Genomic DNA, 21,042 nt, shown 5'->3' on the forward strand with positions numbered 1-21,042 from the left:
CCTATTTCCTTCTTTTTGCTGTAAGCCGCCCCGGTTAACCGCGTTTCTTTTTATTTCTGACGTCGACATAGACCGCCACCAGGATTCACCACGCCCTTCACCACCATTTGGTAGAAATAGGGAACGTTTCAGGTTCATCCCATTGTTGATAACCCCGATGATCAGCGCGCCAATCATGGTGCCGATAACCGTGCCATAGCCGCCGGTAAGACTGGTGCCGCCCAAAACGGCGGCGGCGATGGCGTCCAGCTCATAACTGAGCGCCGCGTTGGGTTGGCCGGAGTACAGCCGCGACGCTAGAATCAGCCCGCTGATACCCGCCACCAGGGCGGTTATCATGAACAATTTGATGCGCAAAGCGGTCACGTTGATGCTGGAATACAGCGCCGCTCCCCGGTTGCCCCCGGTCAGATAGATTTTGCGCCCGAAGGTCGTGCTGCCGAGCACCGCATGATTGACCACCAACAGCAGCACCAGGATCCAAATGGGCACCGGAATCAGTAGCCATTCGCCGTTACCCATCGCCAGGAAACCCGGATCGCTTATCATGACCGGCATCCCGTCGGTGACGATGTAGGCGACGCCGCGGAAAATCCCCATGGTGGCAACGGTGACGATAAAGGAAGGAATACCGGCCAACGCGGTCAGCGCACCGTTAACGGCACCTAACAGCAGTGCGGCGCCGACGCCATCGCGCTGATGTCCGGGAGAAAGGAGAGCTTTATCACTCATTTATGCGACTCCTGTTGCGGTGGAAATGACCTGGGCCGGGGTTAAGTGGGTTGTGGGATAAATGTCCACGATGCGCTTGGCGCGCATAACGACCAGCTGATCTCTTAGCGCCATCACCTCCGGCAGTTCGGAGGAAATAAACACAATCGCCGTGCCCTTGGCCGCCAATTGGCGTACCGTCTGATAGATTTCGTATTTGGCGCCTACGTCGACGCCCCCCACGTCGGTTCATCAAGAATTAATACCCGCGGGGTCTTTTGCAGCCATTTGGCCAGGTGGTCTGCCGCTCCCGGCGCTGGTTAATCAGCGGGCCGGCATGCTGGAAAGCAATATGTTGCAGGTTGAGATTGACATCATGACTCAGTACTAGCCCCTCTTCTTTTCGATTCTCAGTGACAAACGCGATGCCTTGAGAGATGGCCTGTGAGGGGGAGCGAATAGTCGCCGGTTTACCCGACATGAGGATATCGCCGTCGCATCGGGTCAGGCCGAAAAAGCCCAGCACTTCGCCCGGCCGGACGCTGAAGCTGATATCGGCAAACTGCCCCGGCGGTTGAGATGGCGTACCTCCAGCAGCGGTTCAGCGCCGGGGTCCGAGCCTGTGCCTAAACGAGGCGGAAAGACATTTTTCATTTCCCGGCCGACCATTTGCGCGATAAGCGCCGCGATGTGAGTGTCGGCACGCTGATGGGTCGCGATAAAAGTACCGTCGCGTAAGACCGTAATATCGTCGGAGACCCGCATGATTTCGTCCATACGGTGGGAGATGTACACCAACGCGCAATCGCGCGCCTTCAAGCGGTCTATGATGCCGAACAAAATGCTGGCCTCGCCGTCGCTTAACGATGACGTCCCCACCCGATGATGCGGGTCAGCCTCGATGCCAATTCCTCCAGTAACCGCCGACAGTCGGCCACCATTTGGCCGGCGCGCGGGCATGAGCGGGATTGCGGATCGTCACGCTACGACCGTCAACGACAATCGCGCCCCGGTCCAGGGAATACAGACCAGCAAGAATTTTCATTAACGTCGATTTGCCAGCGTCGTTCTCCCCCAAAAGCGTATGCACCCTGCCGCGGCGTAACGTCAGGCTGACGCTTTGCAACGCCACCACGGCGCCGAATGTTTTCGCGATTTCGCGATGGCCTGCGCCAAACGCCGGCCGGACCTCGTCCGTCCGGTCGGCGCTGGATAGTGCATTTTGCGTTAGGGTTTTTGGTAGACGCCCGGGGCTACGGCAATGGTTTTCGGCACCGTTTTGCCGTTGAGATAATAGACGGTTGCCGCCACGGCTTTACTGCCCATTTGGTCCGGGTATTGCTGGATGACGGCGACAAAGGTCTGTTCGTTATCCACCGCCTTGCATGCCTCCGGCATGCCGTCGAAGCCGATAATTTTGATGTGATGATTGCGCGGTGGTCAAGGCTTCAGCACGGGTGATACCCGGCTGAATCGCAACAATTTTCACTCCGTGCGTTTCGACAAACCCCTTTTTGAAACCGTCCACCCGCGCGACCACCGACTGCAGCGCCGGATAATCGATGATGGCCACGTCGCCTTTGCCGTTAAGCAGTTTCCCCATCAGCCGGCCGGCCTCTACGCCGCCCGCATAGTTGTCGGTCGCCACATGGCTTATGACAGGCACCCCTTCTGCGGCCACATCGACGCTGACCACCGGAATGCCCGCTTTCTCCGCTTTAATAATGGCTGCCTGTACGCCCCGTGAATCAACCGGCGAAATAATGATAGCGTCGACCTTTTTGGTAATAAAGTCCTCAACGTCGGATAATTGCTTATTCATATCTTGATTGGCTATTGAAATATTAAGCGTCACATTCTCGCGTTGCGATTCAGCTTTCATGGCATTCGCCAGTTCAATATAAAACGGGTGCTGTTGGGTCAGCAGCGAGGCTGCCTATTTGATATTTTTTCGCCTGGAGGTCTGAGTCAACAGCGATAAGGACGCCGCCAATAAGGCGCCGATAAGAGTGGCATGCTTCATGTTTTAGAGACCTCAATTTCGTTTGCGCCGCAGCATACGCGACGATTCAACCACAGCATGACGCCATGACTACAGAAGATAGACCGGACGGACAGACCGACGGCCTTGAGACAAAACCTTACTCAGCGCACCACCTTATCCGGGACACCGCCACGCGGCCGGCTGCCAAAGCGCATGACACATCGCGCAAGAATGAAACTCCTCGGCCGCGCCAGTGCACAGCTAACGATAGCCCATAGCCGAAGACATCAAACATTTAATTATTATTTTAATCACTGCTAATAATTGGCCAACAAGAATTAAACAGCGGCTACGGATTATAATTGAGGTATTCGCCACTTGTTAATTATGCGCCAACCCGTGCACAACATTTTCTCCACTGACGGCTTCGATGAACAGGCTTATTCCGTCCCGTCGTCTTCGTTTTATAGGGGTCACCGCGCGGAAATGTTGTTTCCACTGCTGCCGGCCGGCGAGGTGCCCAACCGCGCCGCGGAACTGGAAATGGCGCTACATTGCGCGCGCCTGGTGGCCGATCGGAATACGCTGTTTTTGGGGCACGGCACCATTACCCGCAAGGTCATTCCCTTGCTGAGCGGCCGTAAAAAGATGCAGCTTATCGTTAATGACCTCCACCAAGCCCTGCTAGCGGATGAGTTTATCGATGGCGAAGTGATCCTGGCGGGTAGTGAAATGATCCGCAACCGCCATGTTCTGGTGGGCACAACGCTGGACAGAGTCGTACAACATTACACGCTCTCCCACTGTATTTTGCAGGCCACATCGCTGGATGCTACCGGCGCGCTCGGCGGCGAGCTGCCGCAGTTGGCACCCCATTACCAACGGGTGCTCGACAAGGCGCAGCTGAAAACGCTGCTGGTCACCTGTTATCCGCCGCCCGAGGGTAATCACGCGCCGGCCGGGCAATTGACTCAGCTTGACAATTTGGTGACATGTGGAGCAGTAAACGGATTTTATCAACAGCAATTGTTCGAGTCGGATTTCATCATCCGCTACAGCAATAACGAGTGCTTTACCTGGACTAATCGGGATTCTACTGGGGATTAAGGGGACGCTATGTCTGTGAGCATCTGCACCATGGGTGAGTTACTGATGGAATTTCTCTGTAAAAACTATAACCAGGGCTTCACCCGGCCCGGGGAGTTCCTCGGCCCCTATCCCAGCGGCGCGCCCGCCATCTTCGCCGCGCAGGTCGCCCGTTTGGGCTTCAGCTCCCTGTTATTCGGCTGCGTCGGCAACGACAATTTCGGCGAACTTAATATCGAGCGGCTGCGCCAGGAGGGCGTAGCAACCGAAGGCATCACCCGGGTAGACAAAGCGCCCACCGGCACCGCCTTCGTCAGCTATCGCACTCCCCTTGAGCAGGATTTTATCTTCAATATTCCCAGCAGCGCTTGCGGTTTCCTCTCCCCAGACCATATTCAGCCCGCCCTGCTTGAGCGCTGCCAGCACTTTCATATTATGGGGTCATCGCTGTTTTCGTTACGTATCATTGACGCCATGCGCAAGGTGATTCAGATAGTCAAAGCCAATCAGGGAACCGTTTCCTTCGATCCCAACATCTGCAAGGAGATGATGAATATCCCCGAGATGCGCTAGACCTTCGACTACATTCTGAAATACACTGATATCTTTTTGCAAGCGAAAGGGAAATGACTGATTTCGCCCACGGCCGCAATCAGTCGGAGGCGGCAATCGTTGCCGACCTGCTGGCGGGAGGCGTGCAGCATGTCACCATCAAACGGGGCGGCAACGGCGCCAGCCATTACCAGTGGCGGCAGGGCGGACTGCAGGAGCAGCATGTCGCGGGTTACCAGACCCCGCTGGTAGACCCCACGGGCGCCGGTGACTGTTTCGGCGCAACTTTTGTCAGCCTGCTGCTGGCCGGCTATCCGGTCAGCGAGGCGCTGACCTATGCCAACGCCAGCGGCGCGCTGGCGGTATCCCGCAAGGGGCCGATGGAGGGCATCTCTACGCTGCAGGAGATTAAACGACTGGTGTTGGCATAAGCGGCGCGCCTGTTTCGACGCTTATCCGCCAAACCCTCGCCGCGGGTCGCCGATCGGCGCATCCTTACACCTGCAGCTCCACGCACAGAATACGAAACACCCAGCACGGGGCTTTGGGCTTTGGGCTTTGGGCTTTGGGCTTTGGGCTTTGGGCTTTGGGCTTTGGGCTTTGGGCTTTGGGCTTTGGGCTTTGGGCTTTGGGCTTTGGGCTTTGGGCTTTGGGCTTTGCGGGCGGCGTATCCCCTTTCGCATGCGTCGCAAAGCATACATTGACGCCTTTCCTTCAACACCAGGCAAAAAACGCGGCACTAAGTTCAGCACGTTGAAACCGCAAAAAAACGCGGCACAGATCACATAACAAGAGTAAACTGTTATCATGCAGCCTGGGCGTCGCAGGCCCCCGCTGCCACGACGATGCTCCACCCGGTGCTTTCCGCTAATTTCTTTTTTGTTGGCTGCCATCTCAATGCAAACGACACGTTCTTCCCGCCAATCTCGGGCCCGCCCGCCGTTTACGCCTCGTACCAGTCGCTCAAGAGCCTGGCTGCGGGTGCTATGCCTGGCGCTGGCGGCCTTTATCTTTAATACCACCGAATTTGTCCCCGTCGGGCTTCTAAGCGATATCGCCGACAGTTTTGCCATGACGCCGGCCCAGGTGGGATTGATCATCACCGTTTACGCTTGGGGGGTAGCACTGATGTCGCTTCCGCTGATGCTGTTGTCAAGCCAGATGGAGCGACGCAACCTGCTGATGGGCACGTTCGCGCTGTTCATCGCCAGCCATGTGCTCACCGCCTTCGCCTGGAATTTCTGGGTGTTGATGTGTTCACGCATCGGAGTAGCGCTGGCACATGCGGTGTTTTGGTCAATAACCGCCTCGCTGGCTATTCGCGTCGGCCCGAAAGGAAAATCAGAGCAATCACTCAGTCTTTTGACCACCGGCACCGTGCTGGCGATGGTGCTGGGGCTGCCGCTGGGGAGACTCATAGGCCAATATTTGGGCTGGCGTATGACCTTTGGCATTATCGGCATCACCGCGCTGGCGATTATGCTGCTTCTGTGGCGTCTGCTGCCGCGTTTGCCCAGTAATCATTCAAGCTCCCTGAGCAGCGTGCCGGCACTGTTTCGCCGCCCTGCGCTGGTGAGCATTTACGGTATCACTGTAGTGGTGGTAACGGCCCACTATACCGCCTACAGCTATATTGAACCTTTCATGCAGCGCGTGGCCTCCGCCGGCGAAAACTTCACCACCATGTTGCTTTTGCTGTTCGGCGCCGCCGGTATCCTCGGCAGCCTGGTATTTTCATTCCTGGGCAACCGTCACCCTACCGCGCTATTGATGGGCGTTATTTTCTGTCTGATGATTTGCCTGCTGTTACTGCTGCCGCTGGCGCCGCATAATCTCGCTATCGCGTTGTTGTGCGTTATCTGGAGCATGGCCATGACCGCCCTCGCCCTGAGTCTTCAGGTGAAAGTCCTCGGCATGGCGCAGGATGCCACTGATGTCGCTATGGCCCTGTTTTCCGGCATTTTCAATCTGGGTATCGGTGCCGGCGCATTACTGGGGAATCAGGTCAGCTTGTTCTTCACCATCGATGATATCGGCCTGGTGGGCGCGCTGATTGCCTTGCTGGGTCTGGCGCTGTGTATATGGGCATTTCGCCGCTACCGCGACGTATTCCGCCTTATCAACCTCGGGTGAGGCAGGTTACCATCGCTGCCGCCGGCGGGCGTTACCGGAGGGCTTGGCATGCTGAGTTGGCGGTTGGCGGAGCGCCATGCCGGCCACCGCGAAAGGTCGATACCTGCGCGAAGCACTTTCAAGCTGCATCGGCATACTGACGCCCTGCGTGAGGCCCCAGACAGCAGGCATGATGACGCCCGCGCGAGGCCCCGGGCAGCAGGCACCTTAGCGCTTGTGGCGCGTCAGGTGTCAGAGGAGACATGTCTCCTCTGACGCCGGCCGCTATCTTGCCCTGGCTTTTAGCCGTCGCCGGCAACGTCATACTTTTGTCATAACTCGCTCATGCCGCGGTCAGTTTCACCAGCCTACACTCTTCTATGAAATGAACACCTATACTTACCAACTAGAGGAACATGTTATGAAACTGACCCTCGGTCAATCCATTAAAATTATCGCCCTCTCCAGCGTCTGTCTGATGGCGGGCGTCAGCACCGCAGCACAGGCCGAAAACGTAAAAAAACATCGTTCTGGTGCACGGCGCCTTTGTCGGCGGCGCGGGCTGGCGTCCGGTCTATGACATTCTAACGCAAGATGGTTATAAAGTGACTCTGGTTCAGGAACCGCTGACCTCGTTCAAAGAAGATGTCGCCGCCACCCAACGCGTCCTGGCTCAGCAAGACGGCCCGGTGATTCTGATCGGCCACAGCTACGGCAGCACGATTATTAGCGAAGCGGGCAATGATTCACATGTCGCCGGTTTGGTCTATATCGCCGCCCACGCGCTCGACGTCGGCGAATCCAGCGGCGGCAATGGCAAAAAATACCCCAACAGCGCGCACCCTGTGAAAACGCCTGACGGATATATGATGCTGGCGCCGGCAAATTACCCCGGCGATTTCGCGGCTGACCTGCCCGCCAAACAGGCCATGTTTGAAGCACAGGCGCAGATGCCGATCGCAGAGGCCATTTTCTCCACCACCATCGATAATCCAGCCTGGAAAACCAAACCCAGCTGGTACATGGTTGCGAAAGCGGACAAAATCATTAATCCCGACTTTGAACGGATGTACGCTCAGCGCGCCAAGAGCCATATGGTAGAAGTTGCCGGCGACAGCCATTCGGTGTATGAATCCCATCCTAAAGAGGTTGCGGCATTGATTGAGTAGGCCGCTGCGCACCCTCTCCTGATGCGACGGAGTAAATGATGAAAATATTGGTCATTGATGATGAACCTAAAGCACGGGAGTACATGCGCAGCGGTTTAACCGAGTCTGGTTATGTCGTCGATGTGGCGGTCAACGGCCGCGAGGGGGTATTTATGGCCGAGGAGTATTATTACGATCTGATTCTGCTCGATGTCATGATGCCGGAGCTGAACGGCTGGGAAGTCATGAAAACGCTGGATAGTCTGCTGGATACCCCGGTTATTTTCCTTACCGCCAAAAGTACTGTCGACGATCGCATCAAAGGTCTGGAACTCGGCGCGGATGATTATCTGGTGAAACCCTTTTCCTTTGCCGAGCTGCTGGCCCGCATTCGAACCGCGCTGCGGCGGGGCATGAACGGAAAACGCGAGGAGCTTCTCACGGTGGCCGACCTACGGCTGGATATCGCCAAACGGCGCGTAGAGCGGTCAGGCCTGCGGATCAACCTGACCAATAAAGAATTTAACCTGCTGCAATTGTTTATATCCAACCCGGGACACAGGTAATGAGCCGCACCCTGATAGCCTCGCGGGTCTGGGACATGAATTTCGATGGCGATACTAACGTAGTGGATGTGGCCGTACGCCATTTGCGGCAAAAGGTGGATGAACCCTTCACTCACCCGCTTATTCATACGGTTCACGGTGTGTGCTATCGCTGCGAGGGCGACGAAACGCCATGAAAAGCCTGTCGCTGACCGCCCGCCTGTCGCTGTTGATTGCCACTACCGTGTTGCTGGTCATGATCCTGACGGAGATGGTGCTGTATCAATCGCTGGCGAAACAAATCAGCGTTCGTGACGACACGGCGCTCTTGAACCGGATGGATCAAATCCGCACGCTGTTGCTCAACGAGGACGTGCTGGCGCTTATTCGCACCAAACCCCGGCTGTTTGCCAATATGCTGGGCAATACCGAATCCCTGATGGTGGTGCGCTTTCCCAGCCAGCCGCCGCTGATTGAGGTGAACCCCAGCAAAACCCGCATACCGGACATACCCGCGGTGCCTACCCATCAGCCGCTGACCTTGAAAAGCGTCCGCCACCAGCTTGCGGCCAATGGCACGCCGTTTATCTCCGCCTCGGCATTGGCGAAAACGAGCAATGGCCCCGGCGAAGTGGAAATTATCACCGGCAGGCTCATGACGGAACGCACCAGTACGCTTGCGGGCTACCGTCACGAAATGCTGCTGCTGATAATCATCGCTACCGCCGTCGCCGCGCTGAGCGTTGTTTTTCTGACCCGACGCGGTTTACGCCCCTTATACCATTTAGCCCAGGAGGCAGCCGCCATCGACGTCCGCCATTTGGCCTGGCAAATTCAGTTAGCACATGTGCCGCGGGAGCTGGTGGCGCTGGTGGCGCTGGTGGCGCTGGTGGCGCTGGTGGCGGCGTTCAACCAGATGCACGTATTTTTGACCACTTTTATCGCGTCGATGCCTCTCGCCACGATTCAGCCACCGGTAGCGGTCTGGGGCCATCGTGTGCAGCATAATGCAGCTGCATCACGGGCACTGCGCGGTGGAAAGCCAGGATCGTCTGACCCGCTTTTCGCTCTTTTTCCTCATCAGCATCAGGCATAGACTCTGGCCCGGCGTGTCCTGCCGCGGTTGTATTTGGTTTCCTCCACCGGCGATAAACTCGCCGTAAGGAGAATGACTTTCTGAAGGGGAAAAGCGATAACCCTCTGCTTTACATGCCTTTTTCGTTAAAAAAAGATAGTACAATATTGATAACAATAATAGTTCGTATTATTATTCATACTAAAGGGAATAAGGCCCTATCCCGTGCTGGCGGGCGGCCTTAAGCCAGGACAGGTGCTTTGAGGCCCTCCCGCCGTTTCATCGCCCGAACAGAGATCACAATGCCTATCATGCGCTACGCCGTTTACGTCAGACCAAGGCTTCGTCGCCGCCGATCCACCCACCCGTGCAGGAACGCACTTTACCTACGCCCACGGGCCTCACGGCCTTACCCTCTGGCGGCGGTGAAAGGCCAGTGCCGGGGTCAACCGTTGCCGTACGCAGCGGCGCGGCGCCCCCTTTCTCAGGCTCTGTGCAACACGCTTGCCGGGTGTCAAACTTGACGCAGACGGCGATCGGCGATATCGCCCCCTTCGGCGCGGCGGCACCCTGCACTCGCCGCCTTAATATGGAGATCATCCTATGGTAATTAACCGGGTCCTCACTGTGCTGTCCGGCCAAACCCACCCCGCACCGCACCGTCAATCGCTACGCAGAGTTCTGGCGCGACTGGCGCGTGTTGCGACCCGTGAACGGCTGCGGGACGGTTTATCGCGCGTCGTACCGGCATTGGCCGCACGCCGCTATCTGGCCCTGGCGCTGCTTGTCGCGCCCTTTACGCTGCTGGCCGAAACGCGGGTGATTACCATCGGCGGCGATGTCACCGAAATCGCTTTTGCCCTCGGGGCCGGCGGGGAGGTGGTGGCGCGGGACAGTACCAGCCTGAAGCCTGCGGATCAGGTGCTGCGCTTGCCGGACGTCGGCTATCTGCGGCAATTGAACGCTGAGGGGATATTAGCCTTGCGTCCGTCGCTGGTGCTGGTCAGCGAACTGGCCAAACCCTCGCTGGCGCTCAAGCAAGTGGCCGATAGCGGTGTGCAGGTTATCACCGTGCCGGAAGAAACGTCGCTAAGCGCCATCGACCGCAAAATCCAAACCGTCGCCACCGCCCTGGACCGTACGTCCCAGGGCGAGCGTCTGATTGCCCGATTGCATGATGACTTGCAAGCGATCCCCGCCGGCACGCTGCCGGTAAAAGTGCTGTTTATTCTTAGCCATAGCGGCATGTCGGCGATGGCCGCCGGTAAAGATACCGCGGCGGACGCCGCAATACGCGCTGCGGGACTGCAAAACGCCATGCAGAGCTTTAGCCGTTATCAACCACTGTCCTCAGAAGGGATTATTGCCAGCGCGCCGGATCTGGTAGTGGTGACCGCCGACGGCGTCAAAACCCTGGGCGGCGAGGAAAAAGTCTGGCAATTGCCGGGACTGGCGATGACCCCGGCGGGCAAACATCACCGGCTGGTGGTGCTGGATGATATGGCGCTGCTGGGATTCGGCCTGGATACGCCCGCAGCAATCGTCAAGCTGCGCGCGGCCGCTCGGCCCTGAGGCTCTATGCGTCCTAACAAACCTTTGCTCACTCTGGGCGCCATGGCGGTATTGCTTCTGGTATTGGCCACCGCCGCGGCCGGCTTCGGCGCCATGCGGCTTATGCTTGCCGATATCTGGCGCAGCCCGAGCGACGGTATGCTTTGGCAAATATGGTTCCATATCCGGCTACCGCGGGTAGCGCTGGCGCTACTGGTGGGCACCGCGCTGGCCCTGTCCGGCGCGGTGATGCAGGGATTGTTTCGCAATCCGCTGGCGGATCCCGGTTTGCTGGGTATCAGCAGCGGCGCCGCACTGGCGGTCGGTCTGGCGGTAGTGCTGCCCTGGACGCTGACGCCGATTTTCGCGCTGTACTCATCGATGGCGGCGGCCTTTATCGGCAGCCTTGTCGTCACCCTGGTGATTTTTTCACTCAGCAGTTTCAGCGCCGGTCTGGCGCGGCTGCTGCTCGCCGGTATCGCCATCAATGCCTTATGCAGCGCCGCGACAGGCGTCCTTTCCTGGCTAAGCAACGATCAGCAATTGCGCCAGCTGTCGTTATGGGGCATGGGCAGTCTCGGACAGGCCCAATGGCCGACGGTGGCCGCCGCCGCATCGCTGATTGTGCCCGGGGCGCTGGTGGTGCAGCGTTTGTCTACCGCGCTCAATGTGCTGCAGCTCGGTGAGGAAGAAGCACATTATCTGGGCGTCAATGTCAAACGTACCCAGCGCCATCTGTTGCTGTCAAGCGCGCTGCTGGTGGCGGCGGCGGCGGCGGTCAGCGGCGTTATCGGCTTCGTGGGTCTGGTGGTGCCGCATCTGGTGCGCATGACGTTGGGCGCCGATCACCGCTGGCTTCTGCCCGGCGCGGTGTTGGCCGGCGCCATTTTGCTGCTGCTGGCGGATACGGTCGCGCGCACGGCCGTGGCGCCGGCGGAAATGCCCGTGGGGCTTTTGACCAGTCTGCTGGGCGGACCGTGGTTTTTGTGGCTTATCCTGCGCAGACGGGAGGCGGCCGGTGTCTGACGCCTTATTGCACGCCGACAATCTCCACTACCGCGCCGGCGGTCGCACGCTGATTGAAGGCGTCTCGCTGACGTTGGCGCCTGGGGAAATGGTGGCGCTGATTGGCCCCAATGGCGCCGGTAAATCGACGCTTTTGCGGCTATTGAGCGGCTATCTCGATCCTATACAGGGGCAGTGCCGGCTGCAAGGACGGGAGCTGGCCGTCTGGACTGCCGCCCAGCTCGCGCGACGGCGGGCGGTAATGGCCCAACAAGGCAGCGTGGCATTTTCGTTCCGGGTTAGCGAAGTGGTGGCGATGGCGCGCGCGCCCTGGTCTGGCACGCCGGCAACCACCGTACTTGCCGAGGTTATGACGTTAACCGGTTGCGAAATGCTGGCGTCGCGCGAGTTTCGCCGGTTGTCCGGGGGGGAGCAGCAGCGGGTCCGTCTGGCAATGGCGCTGGCGCAGCTTTGGCAGCAGGACGGCCCGGAGGGCTGGCTGTTTCTGGATGAACCCACGTCAGCGCTGGATCTATATCATCAGCAGGCGCTGCTGCGCCTGCTGTATCAACTCACCCGCGCGGGCAAGCTGGCCGTGTGCTGCATATTGCATGATGTGAATCTGGCGGCGCTGTGGGCCGATCGGATACTGCTATTGCAGCAAGGGCGGCTTGCTGCCAGCGGGACGCCGGCAGAGGTGTTAACAGAAGTGCAGTTGCGCGCCTGCTATCAAGCCGACCTCCGAGTACAGACCCAGCAAGAGGACGGCGTGCCGCAGATTTACCTGCGGCGCTGACACGCTCTTACAGCATCCAGCCTGCCACCGGTTACGCCGTCGAGGGGGAACGGCGCGGCCGCGGCGTATCACTCCTGTTGCGGATAATCGGCGCCGAGACTGACATCGCGCCAGACCTCCATTTCATCCAATCGCTCGCGTAATTTGCCGGTCACCGTCTCGAAACCCCAGGCGCCAAGCAGCAGATGGCCCGGCGGCCGCGCATTGAGGGTAATATCCAGCATGGCGTCAGCGACACGCACCGGATCGCCGGCCTGCTTACCACTGTTGGCGGCGGTGGTTTTCATCCGCGCCGCGGCGGTTGTGGCGTAATCCGCCAGGGCGTTTGGCGTAACGATCGTCCGGCCCAGTCGGTACGAAACGGCCCCAGCTCAACGCAGGTCACCTTGATACCCAACGGCGCGACTCCGCCCATAGCGCATCGGACCAGCCTTCTACGGCATATTTTCTGGCCGCGTAATAGCCTGAGCTGGGGAAACCCACCAGCCCCGCCACCGAGGTAATATTGATCACATGCCCCTGGCGCTGCGCGCGCATCAGCGGCAGCACCGCGCGGGTCAAGGCGAACAGTCCGAACACATTGGTGTCGAATTGGGCGCGTATCTCCTCCTCGACGACGCTTTGATAGCCATAACCGGCATTATTTACCAGGACATCAATAGCGCCAAATTTGTCGACCGCCGCGCCTTGACCGCGTCGGTTATAGCTGCGTCATTGGTCACGTCCAGCGCTAACGCCGTGACCTGTTGCACATCGCGAGCGGTGATAACCGCCCGCCAGCCGCGGGACAGTACGCGCTGCGCCAGCTCTAGGCCAAACCCTGTCGAGCAGCCGGTGATAAACCATACGGGGATTTTTTCTGCGGACATAATGTCCGCCATAAACGCTGGCGGACCGTGTAACCGATCGCGCCAGATCAGGAACGCAGGTCGCACGCGAGTTGTTCCACCCGACGCAGCGCCGATGCGATCTGCTCTTCGGTCACGCCGGGCAGTGCCAGCAGCCTGACGGCCTCTTCGGCAGGCGTAGTGATGCCCAGCGTGGCAAAATCATAAGGAAAACCATTGTGGCGATAAAAAGGCAACAGCCGCACGACTTCCTGTTCATCGCCGGTAGCAACCAGCTGTACCAGAATGCCGTAAGCGACTTTCATGCCGTGCAGCACCGCACCGGATGGGTTTCCGGCAGATGGCTCATGGCGTTATGGATAGCATGCGCACCGGCCATGCGGCCCGACTCCGCACAACCGCCCACCATGCCTGCTACGGCAATGATCGCCTCCGCCACGCGCTGAAACGCCGGCGACACCGCCCCCGTCGTCATACTGTCCAAGGCCGCCAGCGCATGGCGGGTGATGGCTTCCGCTTCATATCACTTCGCCAGCGTATCGCCGATGCCGCCGAGAAAATAATCACGCGGCGATGTGATTAGCAGCGTCAAATCAACCAGGGTCAGATAGGCGGAGGTGATAGTAATCCACAGAGCGGAACGCATGATCCGGCCAATACATCGCCGAGAGCGGCGTGGTGGCAGCGCAGGTGCCGAGCACCGTCGGGAGAGTGATGTATTCCACATTTAGCAATTCGGCGGCCTGACAAAGATATTGACCGGGACCGCTTCTCACTACCTGACTTAATCGCATGCCATTGCCTTACGCAGGGGCGTTAAATTGACAGTGTAGCACCGGTTAGATCAGCGGTTAAACGGTTATCCCCTGCAAGGCAGGCTTTTCTGGCGCACCGCCGAGACTTATCGGCACAACGGCACGCGGCGTTAGAAGGTGATGCCGGCTCTGGCCCATAAGGTATGGCCGGGCTCCATCAGGGGCGTATCGCGGCGTAGCCTAAACCACGGTTGCCCGCCAGATTGAGATGTTCGCTATAGCTCCGGTTCAACAGATTATCTACCCCGGCGCTCAATTTTATCGTGGCGGCGGCCTGCCAGGCCACATTGGCTGACAATACGCCAAAACCTGCGCTGCGGTGAAAGTCTTTAACCACCACATTCCCCTCGTTCAGCGCGACCCGATGCTGGGCCGCCACCAGCCGCCATAACCCCGTGGCGCTCCAGTCGCCCTGTTCCCAGCTCAGCGCCAGCCGGCCTTCAAGCGGCGGGATCTGCGGCAGCGGCCGGTGCGTGTCCCGATTTTCCCCGAACGCCCAAGCCAGACTGCTTTCTAACCGCCAACGGTCATTGAAGCGGTAGTTGAGCCCCGCCTCACCACCGTGAATGCGGGCGTCGATATTATCGGCACGGCTGATGTTTGCAGGCGGAATACCATAACGGAACAAGATAAAGTCCCGCACCTGCTTCACATAGGCCAATACCCAGGCATCCAGGGGCGCGAGTTGCAGATGCGCGCCAAGATCGATCTGGGCGGTTTTCTCACGTTTGAGCCGATAAAATGCATCCTGCCCGGCGCGGCGACCGGAGGTGAGCGTAATAAGTTCCCAGTAATCCGGAAAGCGCTCACTCAGTCCCGCGCCGACATAGGCCATCAGCGGCAGCGTCTCGGCCTGGTGCTCCAGGCGAACAAAGGCGGCGGGATACACTTCGCTGCGGCGCTCTGTTCTGCGCACACCGTTATACTGCGCCGGTTTGAATCGCCAACTGACCTCCGCGAATACCCCACTACCCTGAAATTGGGCATCCTGCTACCATTGGCCGCCACTCTTTCTCCGATGCCGATTGACTTGAATATCCGCCCCGCCCTGCAGCTGTACCTCTTGCCATTGCCAGGTGCCGATGCCCCCCCCCAGCGTCAGGCGATCGACGTTGCCGCGACAGGGGGTACAATTTCCGGGCACGGCGCTGCCCTGGCAGGCCAAGCGCTGTGCGATCCGGCGGGCGTGATTGTCCATAACGTGATCGGTATAATGGTACTAACCTTGCATCTCGACGCTTTCCAGCACCTCGCCCAGCACGTTCTGCTCGAAGCGCAGGCCAAGGCTTTCCCGTTCAAAATGGGTGCCGTTCATACTACGCCCGGCGTAACGGGCATTGCCGTCGCCGCTCCCCACCGTCAGCTCCATGACGGTATCGGGCGTCGGGGTAAAGCCGACCGCCACATCGCTATTCCATTTATGCCAGCCAGAATGAACCCGCTGACCCGCGCCATCTTGATAATCCCCGGCGCGGGAGACATTGCCCATCAGGCGCAGATAACCAAACGGGTTGCCGAAAGCGCCATCAACATTCTGGTCCAGCCGCCCGCTTGAGCCGGCAAGCGTGCTGGCATGCAGTGTCATTCCCGCCGCGTCGAAGCGCGGCCTCACCCTTTCAAACCGTAAGGTCCCGGCGGAGGCCCCCTGTCACCAGAGAACGGTTTGGGGGCCTTTCGTCAACGACACGATGTCAAAACTTTCCGGGGAAATATAGGCACTGGGAGAGTCCATGCGCGAAGAACAAGCGCCGAGCATCTCGCCGCCGTCCAACAGCATGCGCAACCGGGAACCGAACATCCCCCGAAAAACCTGATCGCCGTTAGTGCCGCCGTTACGGACCACGGCGAAGCCGGGGATGGTTTTGAGGTAATCGGCACCGTCGCTGGCGGGCACAGGCTGGCGTGGTATTTTGGGCGCCATTATCGCCATAAGCGGAGACGCCTTATTGCGCGCGGCGCCAGAATGGGGCGCGATTGCACTTGTAGGTCAACGTACATTTCTCTCTTCCCTTATGCAAAAAACCGGCTCCCTGACCATGACCTTCTGTAGCTCGCTTTAGCGAGCTACAGCCATACCCTTACGTAAACCGGGTCAGTGCGCCTCAATAAGCAACAACGGATCCCAATGTAAACAGGGTCAGTGCGCGGTTGCGCGGACGTCATTAAATGGGCTATTGCCGGGTGAATGTTGGTCCGTCCCGGCTGATGAAATTGTAACTGAATGCAACAAAGACGTGTGGCAATTTTCTTAAGGGAAGCGCACTGCCGTTATTCTATTTAGCGATGGTATACGAAATATCATTATAATTATTGGTTTTTAATTTATTTTTTTTATTTAAGCGCGTGCTAAATAATAATTAGATAATTAGCGTTATTATCTCACACTCTACATTGTCGCAATAAATGAAGCCCAATCGGCTGACAAACGGATCGAGTCGGCGGTGTCATGGTGTCGCTACACTGATACCGCGTCCCCGGCGTAATAGCAATTTAGCACCCGATATAACCAAAAAGGCATGTGATAACCCATGGCCTGTCAATTCACGCCAGCGGTGAGTGCCCTTTCTTAGCAACCTCAGCAGGACTATCGACTGAAGTTTGCCCCTCGCGGCAGTATATCGCCTCGCTGACCCGCGCATTAGGTGAGACGGCACACCCTAACGGTATAATTTACCCGCTTCGTCCCGCCATGTCGGGGCCGCACCCGCAGAGCCGGCCGGGCGCGCAGGGCCATAAGCCTTTTCTTATTGCGGACTGCCAAACAGTTGCCGCGTCGGGCCCGGCGCCATACCTCAGAACCCGCCGAGCCCCGTGCATGCCATGATGATGGCGGTAATACTAACGCCTTATAAGCTTCGGCGACGCGTTCCTGTTAACCGGGGGCATTCACTCGCCTGGGTATGCGGGTGCTCAAGTTATTTCTTTCGGGCCAGCGGAATTAGAGCAAAACGAGATAGCCCGGGGGATATAAGCATTTCTGATACCCGCATGATATCGTTTACATTGCCCAGGCAGCACGGCATCCGTTATTTACATGATTGAGTAATCTTATATCATATGAAATAATGTTTTTGTTCAATTTTTTGCACACCGTCAATTTATCTATGTACTGCTAAAATTAGGGTTAAATCGCCTCATTATTTCGCAGCCTGAAGGATTACTCTCTTTTTTTGTCGCTTGTGAGGCCCTGGCTTTGGTCAATTAAGGTGTTTTATGCTATTTTTTGTTATTTTTTTAGATTTTAAAACTTTTTTGAAATTTTTAAAACAAAAAGCCTCTTTTTAAGAGTTAACAAGGATATAATCCTGAAAATATGATAATTATCCAATTTGCTGCCTTCGTAACGCGAGAATTCTGTTCATGGTATTATGTGCAGAAAAGACAGGGTCTTCTTTTTAACAGGTACATCTATTAACAAAAAGGTCTGGTATGAATATTGACCAGCGGCTGGTCAATATGGAGTAGCCAATGAAGTATATTATCAATTCAACCGTGGCGTTTGATACCACCGAATACCTTCTTACGCTGGTGGATGATGCCGATACATCAGTGAAACTGTCCAATTCCGCTGGTAGGGTATTGGAGGAGCTTATTCAGTATCGCGGGACCGGTGAGCCGGTCACCCGGGAGCACCTTTTCGCCAGCGTCTGGAGCGCCCACGGGCTACAACCCTCTAACGGCAATTTAAATCAACAGGTTAGTTTAATACGTAAGGGATTAACCTCATTAGGCCTGGACGCTTCGGCGATAATCACCATCCCAAAGCGCGGCCTGAAATTAAATGATCAGTTGGTGATAAGCACGCTGGAAGAGGATGTCTTTCAGGCCACATGCATTCCTGCGGTTAACGAATTCCCGATGGAATTAGCACCGCCCGTCATGCTTAGCAGAGGGCGAAAAAATATCAATGGCGCACTGACCTTGTTAATGGTGATTGTCACGCTGCTGACAGTTATCATGGCGTATATTTATTATGAAGATGATGACAACCAGAAATTATACTTCTCCAGCCAGATCAACTCATGTAAAGTCTATACTTTTCATCCTATTCCCGGTCTGGAAAAAGAGGACTACCGTTTGCGGATCGTCGAAGCTATGAAAGGGAATGTGGAAAAATGTAAAAACAACTATATCGTCATTTTTTCTAAAACGCTCATTCCTGACCCGCTTATCCAGGATAATATCAATGTCCGCACTTTCATGGCCAAGTGTCGCAAAGACGAGGACGACCACATTTCCAATTGTTTAAATTTCTTTTTTTACAATTGGAGCGAAACATGAAAAGGCTCATCGTTATCGTGGTGATGTGCTTTATCGCGGGTTTTCTTTTTTATCTGCATCAGCATAAGCAGTCGCTATCGGGCTTCAACTGTTCCGGACTGATGGTGATGAGGGCTAATACCGTCCCCGGCACCTACAGCTATGTGGTGGATGTTCGCATGTATTTTACCAACACCGCAGAAGGTTTTTACATCCTCAACGGGACCTTTAGCGCCGACGATAAAACTTATGAACTGCAGCGCATCAAGCACTTCAGCTATACGCTAAAAAATGACAAAGATCTCTACGAGATCGTCATTACCAAGGAAAATATCTCGACCTTCGATAATACGACGAAAAGGCTTGCTGACCAAAGTCTGATGCCGCTTGGTTCATCTTTTATACCGCAGATGAAAAGGATTGATAAAAACGCCCTGCTCCTTAACATGCTGTATCCTCCGTATTTTATCTGCACCGCTACCTAAGACCTGTTCGCGCGCGCCGGGATAACAGACATGCTTATGCAACGCGCGGTTGCCATCATTCGTAGGTGCCGGCAGAGATAACTTTGACGAACGGCGAAAAGCCATAGATACTTGCTTGAGGGAGGGAAAGTATTTTCAATTCGCCGGGAAGCTGCGCGCGGGTCATATGTTAAAACTTACACATTTTTTTGGCCGCAGGCGTCGCAGAGTGGATCCTGATTCGCTGGACGGACCGCCTCGCTTTTCGCTCATCCTGCAGGTGGCCGCATCGGCGGTGTTTTTGGCCTTGGTGCTGGTCTCCCTAACCGGCTGGCATCTCTATCATACCTATCAGCTTGCGCTGTCGCGCTCCCAAAACAATATTCTCAATTTGACCCAGGCGCTTTCGCAACATGCCAACGATACCTTTGTGCAGGCTGAATTGCTGTTGACCGATTTAGCCCAACGTATCGCTCATGAGGGGTTGGATGCCGTACAGCAGGAGCAATTGCACCCGCTTTTCACCGCAAAAATGCGCGACCTGCCTCAGAACCGAGGTATTTTCCTCTATAACGCCGCGGGACAGATGGTCGCTACCTCCGACACTGCGCTGCCGACTAATACCGATTTTGCCGATCGCGACTATTACCGCTACCATCGCGACCACAATGACAGTAGTTTGCATATTGGCAAAGTGATCCGCAACCGGCTCTCCGGCGGGCTCATTTTGCCGGTTTCGCTCCGTATTAATCATCCCGATAGCAGCTTTGCGGGAGTGCTTTTGGAAAGCGTGGTTATCGATTATTTCCGCCACTTTTACGCCCGCTTCGTGATAGACGACGACTCCACGTTAATGATGATGCTCAACAATGGCACCGTTTTGTATCGTCACCCTTACAACGAGCGGGCAATCGGCAGTTCCATTTCAGCCTCGCCGCTCTATCAGCAACATATCGGCCAATAAACCTCAGGCGTCATGACGGGCTCCCTCAGCAGCCAGGATCCGCAGAAAATCTACAGCTTCACCCATTTGCAGCAGTTTCCGGTGGCGATCACGACCGCTATGTCGTTGAATCAGGCACTGGTGGATTGGCGTCAGGATGCGATAAGTCATGTGATCCTGGTCGTTATTTTTCTGGCGCTGCTCAGCCTGCTGGCTATCTCGTTTATCCGCCAGATACACCGCCGCCGCATGCGTGTGGAAGAAGAGTTACGCTACGCCCAGCGTGAGCTACGCAAGTTGAACCAATCACTGGAACATTGGCGCGCCGTGATGACCTCACCGGCCTGTATAATCGCCGCCATTTCGATTTGGCCCTTACCGATGAGTTCAACCGTGCGGTAGTTAGCCAGGATTCACTGGGTATAATCTTGCTGGACATCGACTTTTTCAAATAATATAACGATCTCTACGGCCACGTCGCCGGCGATGATTGCCTGAAACGCATTGGCGAAGCGCTGAAAGCCCTTCCATTGCGACACCGGATCGGGTGGCGCGCTACGGTGGCGAGGAGTTTATTATTCTGCTACCGCAAACCGATGCGGCAGGCGCGCGGGAAGTTGCACAGCGGGTATATGACGCGATACCGGCCTGGCAATTGAGCATCAGGCCAGTCCTACCGGTACCCTTACGCCAAGCATCGGCGTCTATGTGGGGCAGCCGGCGACCCGTGACGACTCTCCGTCGAGGATGGTCAGCCGGGCCGATACTGCTCTCTATCAGGCCAAGGGCGAGGGACGAAACCGCATTTGCATCGCCTGACACGGAGCGCCGAGCTTCTCTGCCAGCGCTAACCCGTCAGGATGCGTATCCACCACCAGCGCTTACGGTGGGCCCTTGATGACCGCCGCATGTGCCGCCATTAACCCGACGGGACCGGCGCCATAGTTCGCCACGCTATCGCCGGGTCGCAAACCCGCCAGTTCGGTGACATGCCAACCGGTCGGGGAGATGTCGGACAGCATAACATCGCCATCTTCTTTCTCCGTGGCGTCCCTTAGCAGCACAAGACAGTTGGAATCCTCATAGGGAACGCAAAGTCATTCCGCCTGCCCCCATCCCACGGCTCCATTTCGACAAAGCCATAGGC

At 56.7% G+C, this 21,042-nt stretch carries 29 protein-coding genes and 5 pseudogenes; 17 read left to right on the forward strand and 17 right to left on the reverse strand.

Going from position 1 to position 21,042, the window contains the following annotated elements; genetic code table 11:
• Nucleotides 1-34: 34 nt before the first annotated feature.
• The 7 genes and pseudogenes from SGP1_RS13710 to SGP1_RS33680 form a co-directional block, all read right to left on the reverse strand.
• Nucleotides 35-681, reverse strand: a pseudogene (locus tag SGP1_RS13710) (ABC transporter permease); the annotation flags it as partial.
• A gap of 51 nt (nt 682-732) precedes the next feature.
• Nucleotides 733-954, reverse strand: a complete 222-nt coding sequence (locus SGP1_RS36515) for a hypothetical protein (protein WP_050747668.1) — start codon at nt 952-954, stop codon at nt 733-735.
• Between the two features lie 16 nt (nt 955-970).
• Nucleotides 971-1,237, reverse strand: a complete 267-nt coding sequence (locus tag SGP1_RS36520) for a hypothetical protein (RefSeq protein WP_050747669.1) — start codon at nt 1,235-1,237, stop codon at nt 971-973.
• Entirely contained in the window at nt 1,216-1,590 is a 375-nt protein-coding gene (locus SGP1_RS36525) for a hypothetical protein (RefSeq protein ID WP_050747670.1), read from the reverse strand. The genes SGP1_RS36520 and SGP1_RS36525 overlap by 22 nt, the downstream gene beginning before the upstream one ends.
• Before the next feature lie 13 nt (nt 1,591-1,603).
• The gene (locus tag SGP1_RS36530) at nt 1,604-1,843 is read right to left on the reverse strand and encodes an ATP-binding cassette domain-containing protein (RefSeq protein ID WP_243466019.1); all 240 of its coding nucleotides are present in this window, start codon (nt 1,841-1,843) and stop codon (nt 1,604-1,606) included.
• A 95-nt stretch (nt 1,844-1,938) separates the two neighbouring features.
• On the reverse strand, nt 1,939-2,088 hold the full coding sequence (locus tag SGP1_RS33675) for a hypothetical protein (protein WP_243466020.1): 150 nt from the start codon (nt 2,086-2,088) through the stop codon (nt 1,939-1,941).
• A complete protein-coding gene (locus SGP1_RS33680; RefSeq protein ID WP_243466021.1) occupies nt 2,081-2,593 on the reverse strand; it encodes a substrate-binding domain-containing protein in 513 nt (170 codons plus the stop codon). The genes SGP1_RS33675 and SGP1_RS33680 overlap by 8 nt, the downstream gene beginning before the upstream one ends.
• 588 nt (nt 2,594-3,181) lie before the next feature.
• Between SGP1_RS33680 and SGP1_RS13725 the strand changes: the two genes are divergently transcribed.
• The 10 genes and pseudogenes from SGP1_RS13725 to SGP1_RS13770 all read left to right on the forward strand — a co-directional run bounded on the left by SGP1_RS13725 (nt 3,182) and on the right by SGP1_RS13770 (nt 12,565).
• On the forward strand, nt 3,182-3,802 hold the full coding sequence (locus SGP1_RS13725; RefSeq protein WP_158302397.1) for a DeoR family transcriptional regulator: 621 nt from the start codon (nt 3,182-3,184) through the stop codon (nt 3,800-3,802).
• Between the two features lie 9 nt (nt 3,803-3,811).
• Nucleotides 3,812-4,764, forward strand: a pseudogene (locus SGP1_RS13730) (sugar kinase).
• 466 nt (nt 4,765-5,230) lie between these two features.
• Nucleotides 5,231-6,466 carry a sugar transporter gene (locus SGP1_RS13735; protein WP_011411355.1) on the forward strand — a complete coding sequence of 412 codons (1,236 nt, stop codon included), beginning with the start codon at nt 5,231-5,233 and terminating at the stop codon, nt 6,464-6,466.
• Between the two features lie 400 nt (nt 6,467-6,866).
• A complete protein-coding gene (locus tag SGP1_RS35715) occupies nt 6,867-7,025 on the forward strand; it encodes a hypothetical protein (RefSeq protein ID WP_341532814.1) in 159 nt (52 codons plus the stop codon).
• Nucleotides 6,979-7,614 carry an alpha/beta hydrolase gene (locus SGP1_RS13740; RefSeq protein ID WP_341532815.1) on the forward strand — a complete coding sequence of 212 codons (636 nt, stop codon included), beginning with the start codon at nt 6,979-6,981 and terminating at the stop codon, nt 7,612-7,614. Before SGP1_RS35715 ends, SGP1_RS13740 begins: the two co-directional genes overlap by 47 nt.
• Nucleotides 7,615-7,652: 38 nt before the next feature.
• Nucleotides 7,653-8,335 (forward strand): annotated as a pseudogene (locus tag SGP1_RS13745) (heavy metal response regulator transcription factor).
• A complete protein-coding gene (locus SGP1_RS35185) occupies nt 8,332-9,234 on the forward strand; it encodes a hypothetical protein (protein ID WP_011411357.1) in 903 nt (300 codons plus the stop codon). The pseudogene SGP1_RS13745 and the gene SGP1_RS35185 overlap by 4 nt, the downstream one beginning before the upstream one ends.
• A 729-nt stretch (nt 9,235-9,963) precedes the next feature.
• Nucleotides 9,964-10,785, forward strand: coding sequence for a heme/hemin ABC transporter substrate-binding protein (locus SGP1_RS13760; RefSeq protein WP_011411358.1), 822 nt, complete (start codon nt 9,964-9,966; stop codon nt 10,783-10,785).
• 6 nt (nt 10,786-10,791) lie between these two features.
• Entirely contained in the window at nt 10,792-11,790 is a 999-nt protein-coding gene (locus SGP1_RS13765) for a FecCD family ABC transporter permease (RefSeq protein WP_011411359.1), read from the forward strand.
• The gene (locus SGP1_RS13770) at nt 11,783-12,565 is read left to right on the forward strand and encodes a heme ABC transporter ATP-binding protein (RefSeq protein ID WP_011411360.1); all 783 of its coding nucleotides are present in this window, start codon (nt 11,783-11,785) and stop codon (nt 12,563-12,565) included. Before SGP1_RS13765 ends, SGP1_RS13770 begins: the two co-directional genes overlap by 8 nt.
• 68 nt (nt 12,566-12,633) lie before the next feature.
• Here the strand turns inward: SGP1_RS13770 and SGP1_RS13775 are convergent.
• The 8 genes and pseudogenes from SGP1_RS13775 to SGP1_RS33705 form a co-directional block, all read right to left on the reverse strand.
• Nucleotides 12,634-13,434: pseudogene (locus SGP1_RS13775) on the reverse strand (oxidoreductase).
• Nucleotides 13,435-13,481: 47 nt separating this feature from the next.
• On the reverse strand, nt 13,482-13,718 hold the full coding sequence (locus SGP1_RS29855; RefSeq protein ID WP_050747673.1) for a hypothetical protein: 237 nt from the start codon (nt 13,716-13,718) through the stop codon (nt 13,482-13,484).
• Nucleotides 13,715-13,888, reverse strand: coding sequence for an iron-containing alcohol dehydrogenase family protein (locus SGP1_RS29860; RefSeq protein WP_148203512.1), 174 nt, complete (start codon nt 13,886-13,888; stop codon nt 13,715-13,717). The genes SGP1_RS29855 and SGP1_RS29860 overlap by 4 nt, the downstream gene beginning before the upstream one ends.
• Before the next feature lie 48 nt (nt 13,889-13,936).
• Nucleotides 13,937-14,059, reverse strand: coding sequence for an iron-containing alcohol dehydrogenase family protein (locus tag SGP1_RS35190; protein ID WP_148203513.1), 123 nt, complete (start codon nt 14,057-14,059; stop codon nt 13,937-13,939).
• A gap of 326 nt (nt 14,060-14,385) precedes the next feature.
• Complete coding sequence (locus SGP1_RS33690) at nt 14,386-15,144, reverse strand: TonB-dependent receptor domain-containing protein (RefSeq protein ID WP_050747674.1); 759 nt, start codon at nt 15,142-15,144, stop codon at nt 14,386-14,388.
• A 75-nt stretch (nt 15,145-15,219) separates the two neighbouring features.
• Nucleotides 15,220-15,426, reverse strand: coding sequence for a hypothetical protein (locus tag SGP1_RS33695; RefSeq protein WP_050747675.1), 207 nt, complete (start codon nt 15,424-15,426; stop codon nt 15,220-15,222).
• Nucleotides 15,427-15,447: 21 nt separating this feature from the next.
• A complete protein-coding gene (locus tag SGP1_RS33700; RefSeq protein ID WP_050747676.1) occupies nt 15,448-15,813 on the reverse strand; it encodes a hypothetical protein in 366 nt (121 codons plus the stop codon).
• Between the two features lie 63 nt (nt 15,814-15,876).
• The gene (locus SGP1_RS33705) at nt 15,877-16,158 is read right to left on the reverse strand and encodes a TonB-dependent receptor plug domain-containing protein (RefSeq protein WP_050747677.1); all 282 of its coding nucleotides are present in this window, start codon (nt 16,156-16,158) and stop codon (nt 15,877-15,879) included.
• A gap of 1,538 nt (nt 16,159-17,696) precedes the next feature.
• Between SGP1_RS33705 and SGP1_RS13790 the strand changes: the two genes are divergently transcribed.
• From SGP1_RS13790 to SGP1_RS36535, 5 genes are all read left to right on the forward strand, one after another.
• Entirely contained in the window at nt 17,697-18,509 is an 813-nt protein-coding gene (locus tag SGP1_RS13790; protein ID WP_011411361.1) for a winged helix-turn-helix domain-containing protein, read from the forward strand.
• The gene (locus tag SGP1_RS13795) at nt 18,506-18,973 is read left to right on the forward strand and encodes a FidL-like protein (RefSeq protein WP_041867016.1); all 468 of its coding nucleotides are present in this window, start codon (nt 18,506-18,508) and stop codon (nt 18,971-18,973) included. The genes SGP1_RS13790 and SGP1_RS13795 overlap by 4 nt, the downstream gene beginning before the upstream one ends.
• Before the next feature lie 208 nt (nt 18,974-19,181).
• Entirely contained in the window at nt 19,182-19,916 is a 735-nt protein-coding gene (locus SGP1_RS24360; protein WP_050747678.1) for a cache domain-containing protein, read from the forward strand.
• Nucleotides 19,917-19,928: 12 nt separating this feature from the next.
• Nucleotides 19,929-20,297, forward strand: a complete 369-nt coding sequence (locus tag SGP1_RS33710; protein ID WP_050747679.1) for a hypothetical protein — start codon at nt 19,929-19,931, stop codon at nt 20,295-20,297.
• Nucleotides 20,264-20,350, forward strand: coding sequence for a hypothetical protein (locus SGP1_RS36535; protein ID WP_424141173.1), 87 nt, complete (start codon nt 20,264-20,266; stop codon nt 20,348-20,350). Before SGP1_RS33710 ends, SGP1_RS36535 begins: the two co-directional genes overlap by 34 nt.
• On the opposite strand, the gene SGP1_RS35195 is transcribed toward SGP1_RS36535, so the two are convergent.
• Complete coding sequence (locus tag SGP1_RS35195; RefSeq protein WP_279379387.1) at nt 20,309-20,434, reverse strand: hypothetical protein; 126 nt, start codon at nt 20,432-20,434, stop codon at nt 20,309-20,311. The two genes, SGP1_RS36535 and SGP1_RS35195, sit on opposite strands and share 42 nt — an antisense overlap.
• 8 nt (nt 20,435-20,442) lie before the next feature.
• Here SGP1_RS35195 and SGP1_RS36540 point away from each other — a divergent pair.
• Together SGP1_RS36540 and SGP1_RS36545 are read left to right on the forward strand one after the other, a co-directional pair.
• A pseudogene (locus tag SGP1_RS36540) lies at nt 20,443-20,490 on the forward strand (hypothetical protein); the annotation flags it as partial.
• A 113-nt stretch (nt 20,491-20,603) separates the two neighbouring features.
• Nucleotides 20,604-20,714 (forward strand): hypothetical protein, encoded by a 111-nt coding sequence (locus SGP1_RS36545; RefSeq protein WP_424141113.1) that lies wholly within the window; start codon nt 20,604-20,606, stop codon nt 20,712-20,714.
• Between the two features lie 62 nt (nt 20,715-20,776).
• Here SGP1_RS36545 and SGP1_RS13805 read toward each other — a convergent pair whose 3' ends face one another.
• Nucleotides 20,777-20,959, reverse strand: a complete 183-nt coding sequence (locus SGP1_RS13805; RefSeq protein ID WP_041867017.1) for a hypothetical protein — start codon at nt 20,957-20,959, stop codon at nt 20,777-20,779.
• Nucleotides 20,960-21,042: the final 83 nt, after the last annotated feature.

Source organism: Sodalis glossinidius str. 'morsitans' (assembly GCF_000010085.1).
In the GTDB taxonomy this organism is placed as follows: Bacteria; Pseudomonadota; Gammaproteobacteria; order Enterobacterales; family Enterobacteriaceae; genus Sodalis; species Sodalis glossinidius.

Bases quoted from the DNA above. Each gene is read 5' to 3' on its own strand.
- SGP1_RS33680 (WP_243466021.1), bottom strand. From the start codon at position 2,593: ATGAAAGCTGAATCGCAACGCGAGAATGTGACGCTTAATATTTCAATA.
- SGP1_RS13725 (WP_158302397.1), top strand. From the start codon at position 3,182: ATGTTGTTTCCACTGCTGCCGGCCGGCGAGGTGCCCAACCGCGCCGCG.
- SGP1_RS13735 (WP_011411355.1), top strand. From the start codon at position 5,231: ATGCAAACGACACGTTCTTCCCGCCAATCTCGGGCCCGCCCGCCGTTT.
- SGP1_RS35715 (WP_341532814.1), top strand. From the start codon at position 6,867: ATGAAACTGACCCTCGGTCAATCCATTAAAATTATCGCCCTCTCCAGC.
- SGP1_RS35185 (WP_011411357.1), top strand. From the start codon at position 8,332: ATGAAAAGCCTGTCGCTGACCGCCCGCCTGTCGCTGTTGATTGCCACT.
- SGP1_RS13765 (WP_011411359.1), top strand. From the start codon at position 10,792: ATGCGTCCTAACAAACCTTTGCTCACTCTGGGCGCCATGGCGGTATTG.
- SGP1_RS29855 (WP_050747673.1), bottom strand. From the start codon at position 13,718: ATGAAAGTCGCTTACGGCATTCTGGTACAGCTGGTTGCTACCGGCGAT.
- SGP1_RS29860 (WP_148203512.1), bottom strand. From the start codon at position 13,888: ATGACGACGGGGGCGGTGTCGCCGGCGTTTCAGCGCGTGGCGGAGGCG.
- SGP1_RS35190 (WP_148203513.1), bottom strand. From the start codon at position 14,059: ATGCGTTCCGCTCTGTGGATTACTATCACCTCCGCCTATCTGACCCTG.
- SGP1_RS33695 (WP_050747675.1), bottom strand. From the start codon at position 15,426: ATGGACAATCACGCCCGCCGGATCGCACAGCGCTTGGCCTGCCAGGGC.
- SGP1_RS33700 (WP_050747676.1), bottom strand. From the start codon at position 15,813: ATGACACTGCATGCCAGCACGCTTGCCGGCTCAAGCGGGCGGCTGGAC.
- SGP1_RS33705 (WP_050747677.1), bottom strand. From the start codon at position 16,158: ATGGCGATAATGGCGCCCAAAATACCACGCCAGCCTGTGCCCGCCAGC.
- SGP1_RS13790 (WP_011411361.1), top strand. From the start codon at position 17,697: ATGAAGTATATTATCAATTCAACCGTGGCGTTTGATACCACCGAATAC.
- SGP1_RS13795 (WP_041867016.1), top strand. From the start codon at position 18,506: ATGAAAAGGCTCATCGTTATCGTGGTGATGTGCTTTATCGCGGGTTTT.
- SGP1_RS33710 (WP_050747679.1), top strand. From the start codon at position 19,929: ATGACGGGCTCCCTCAGCAGCCAGGATCCGCAGAAAATCTACAGCTTC.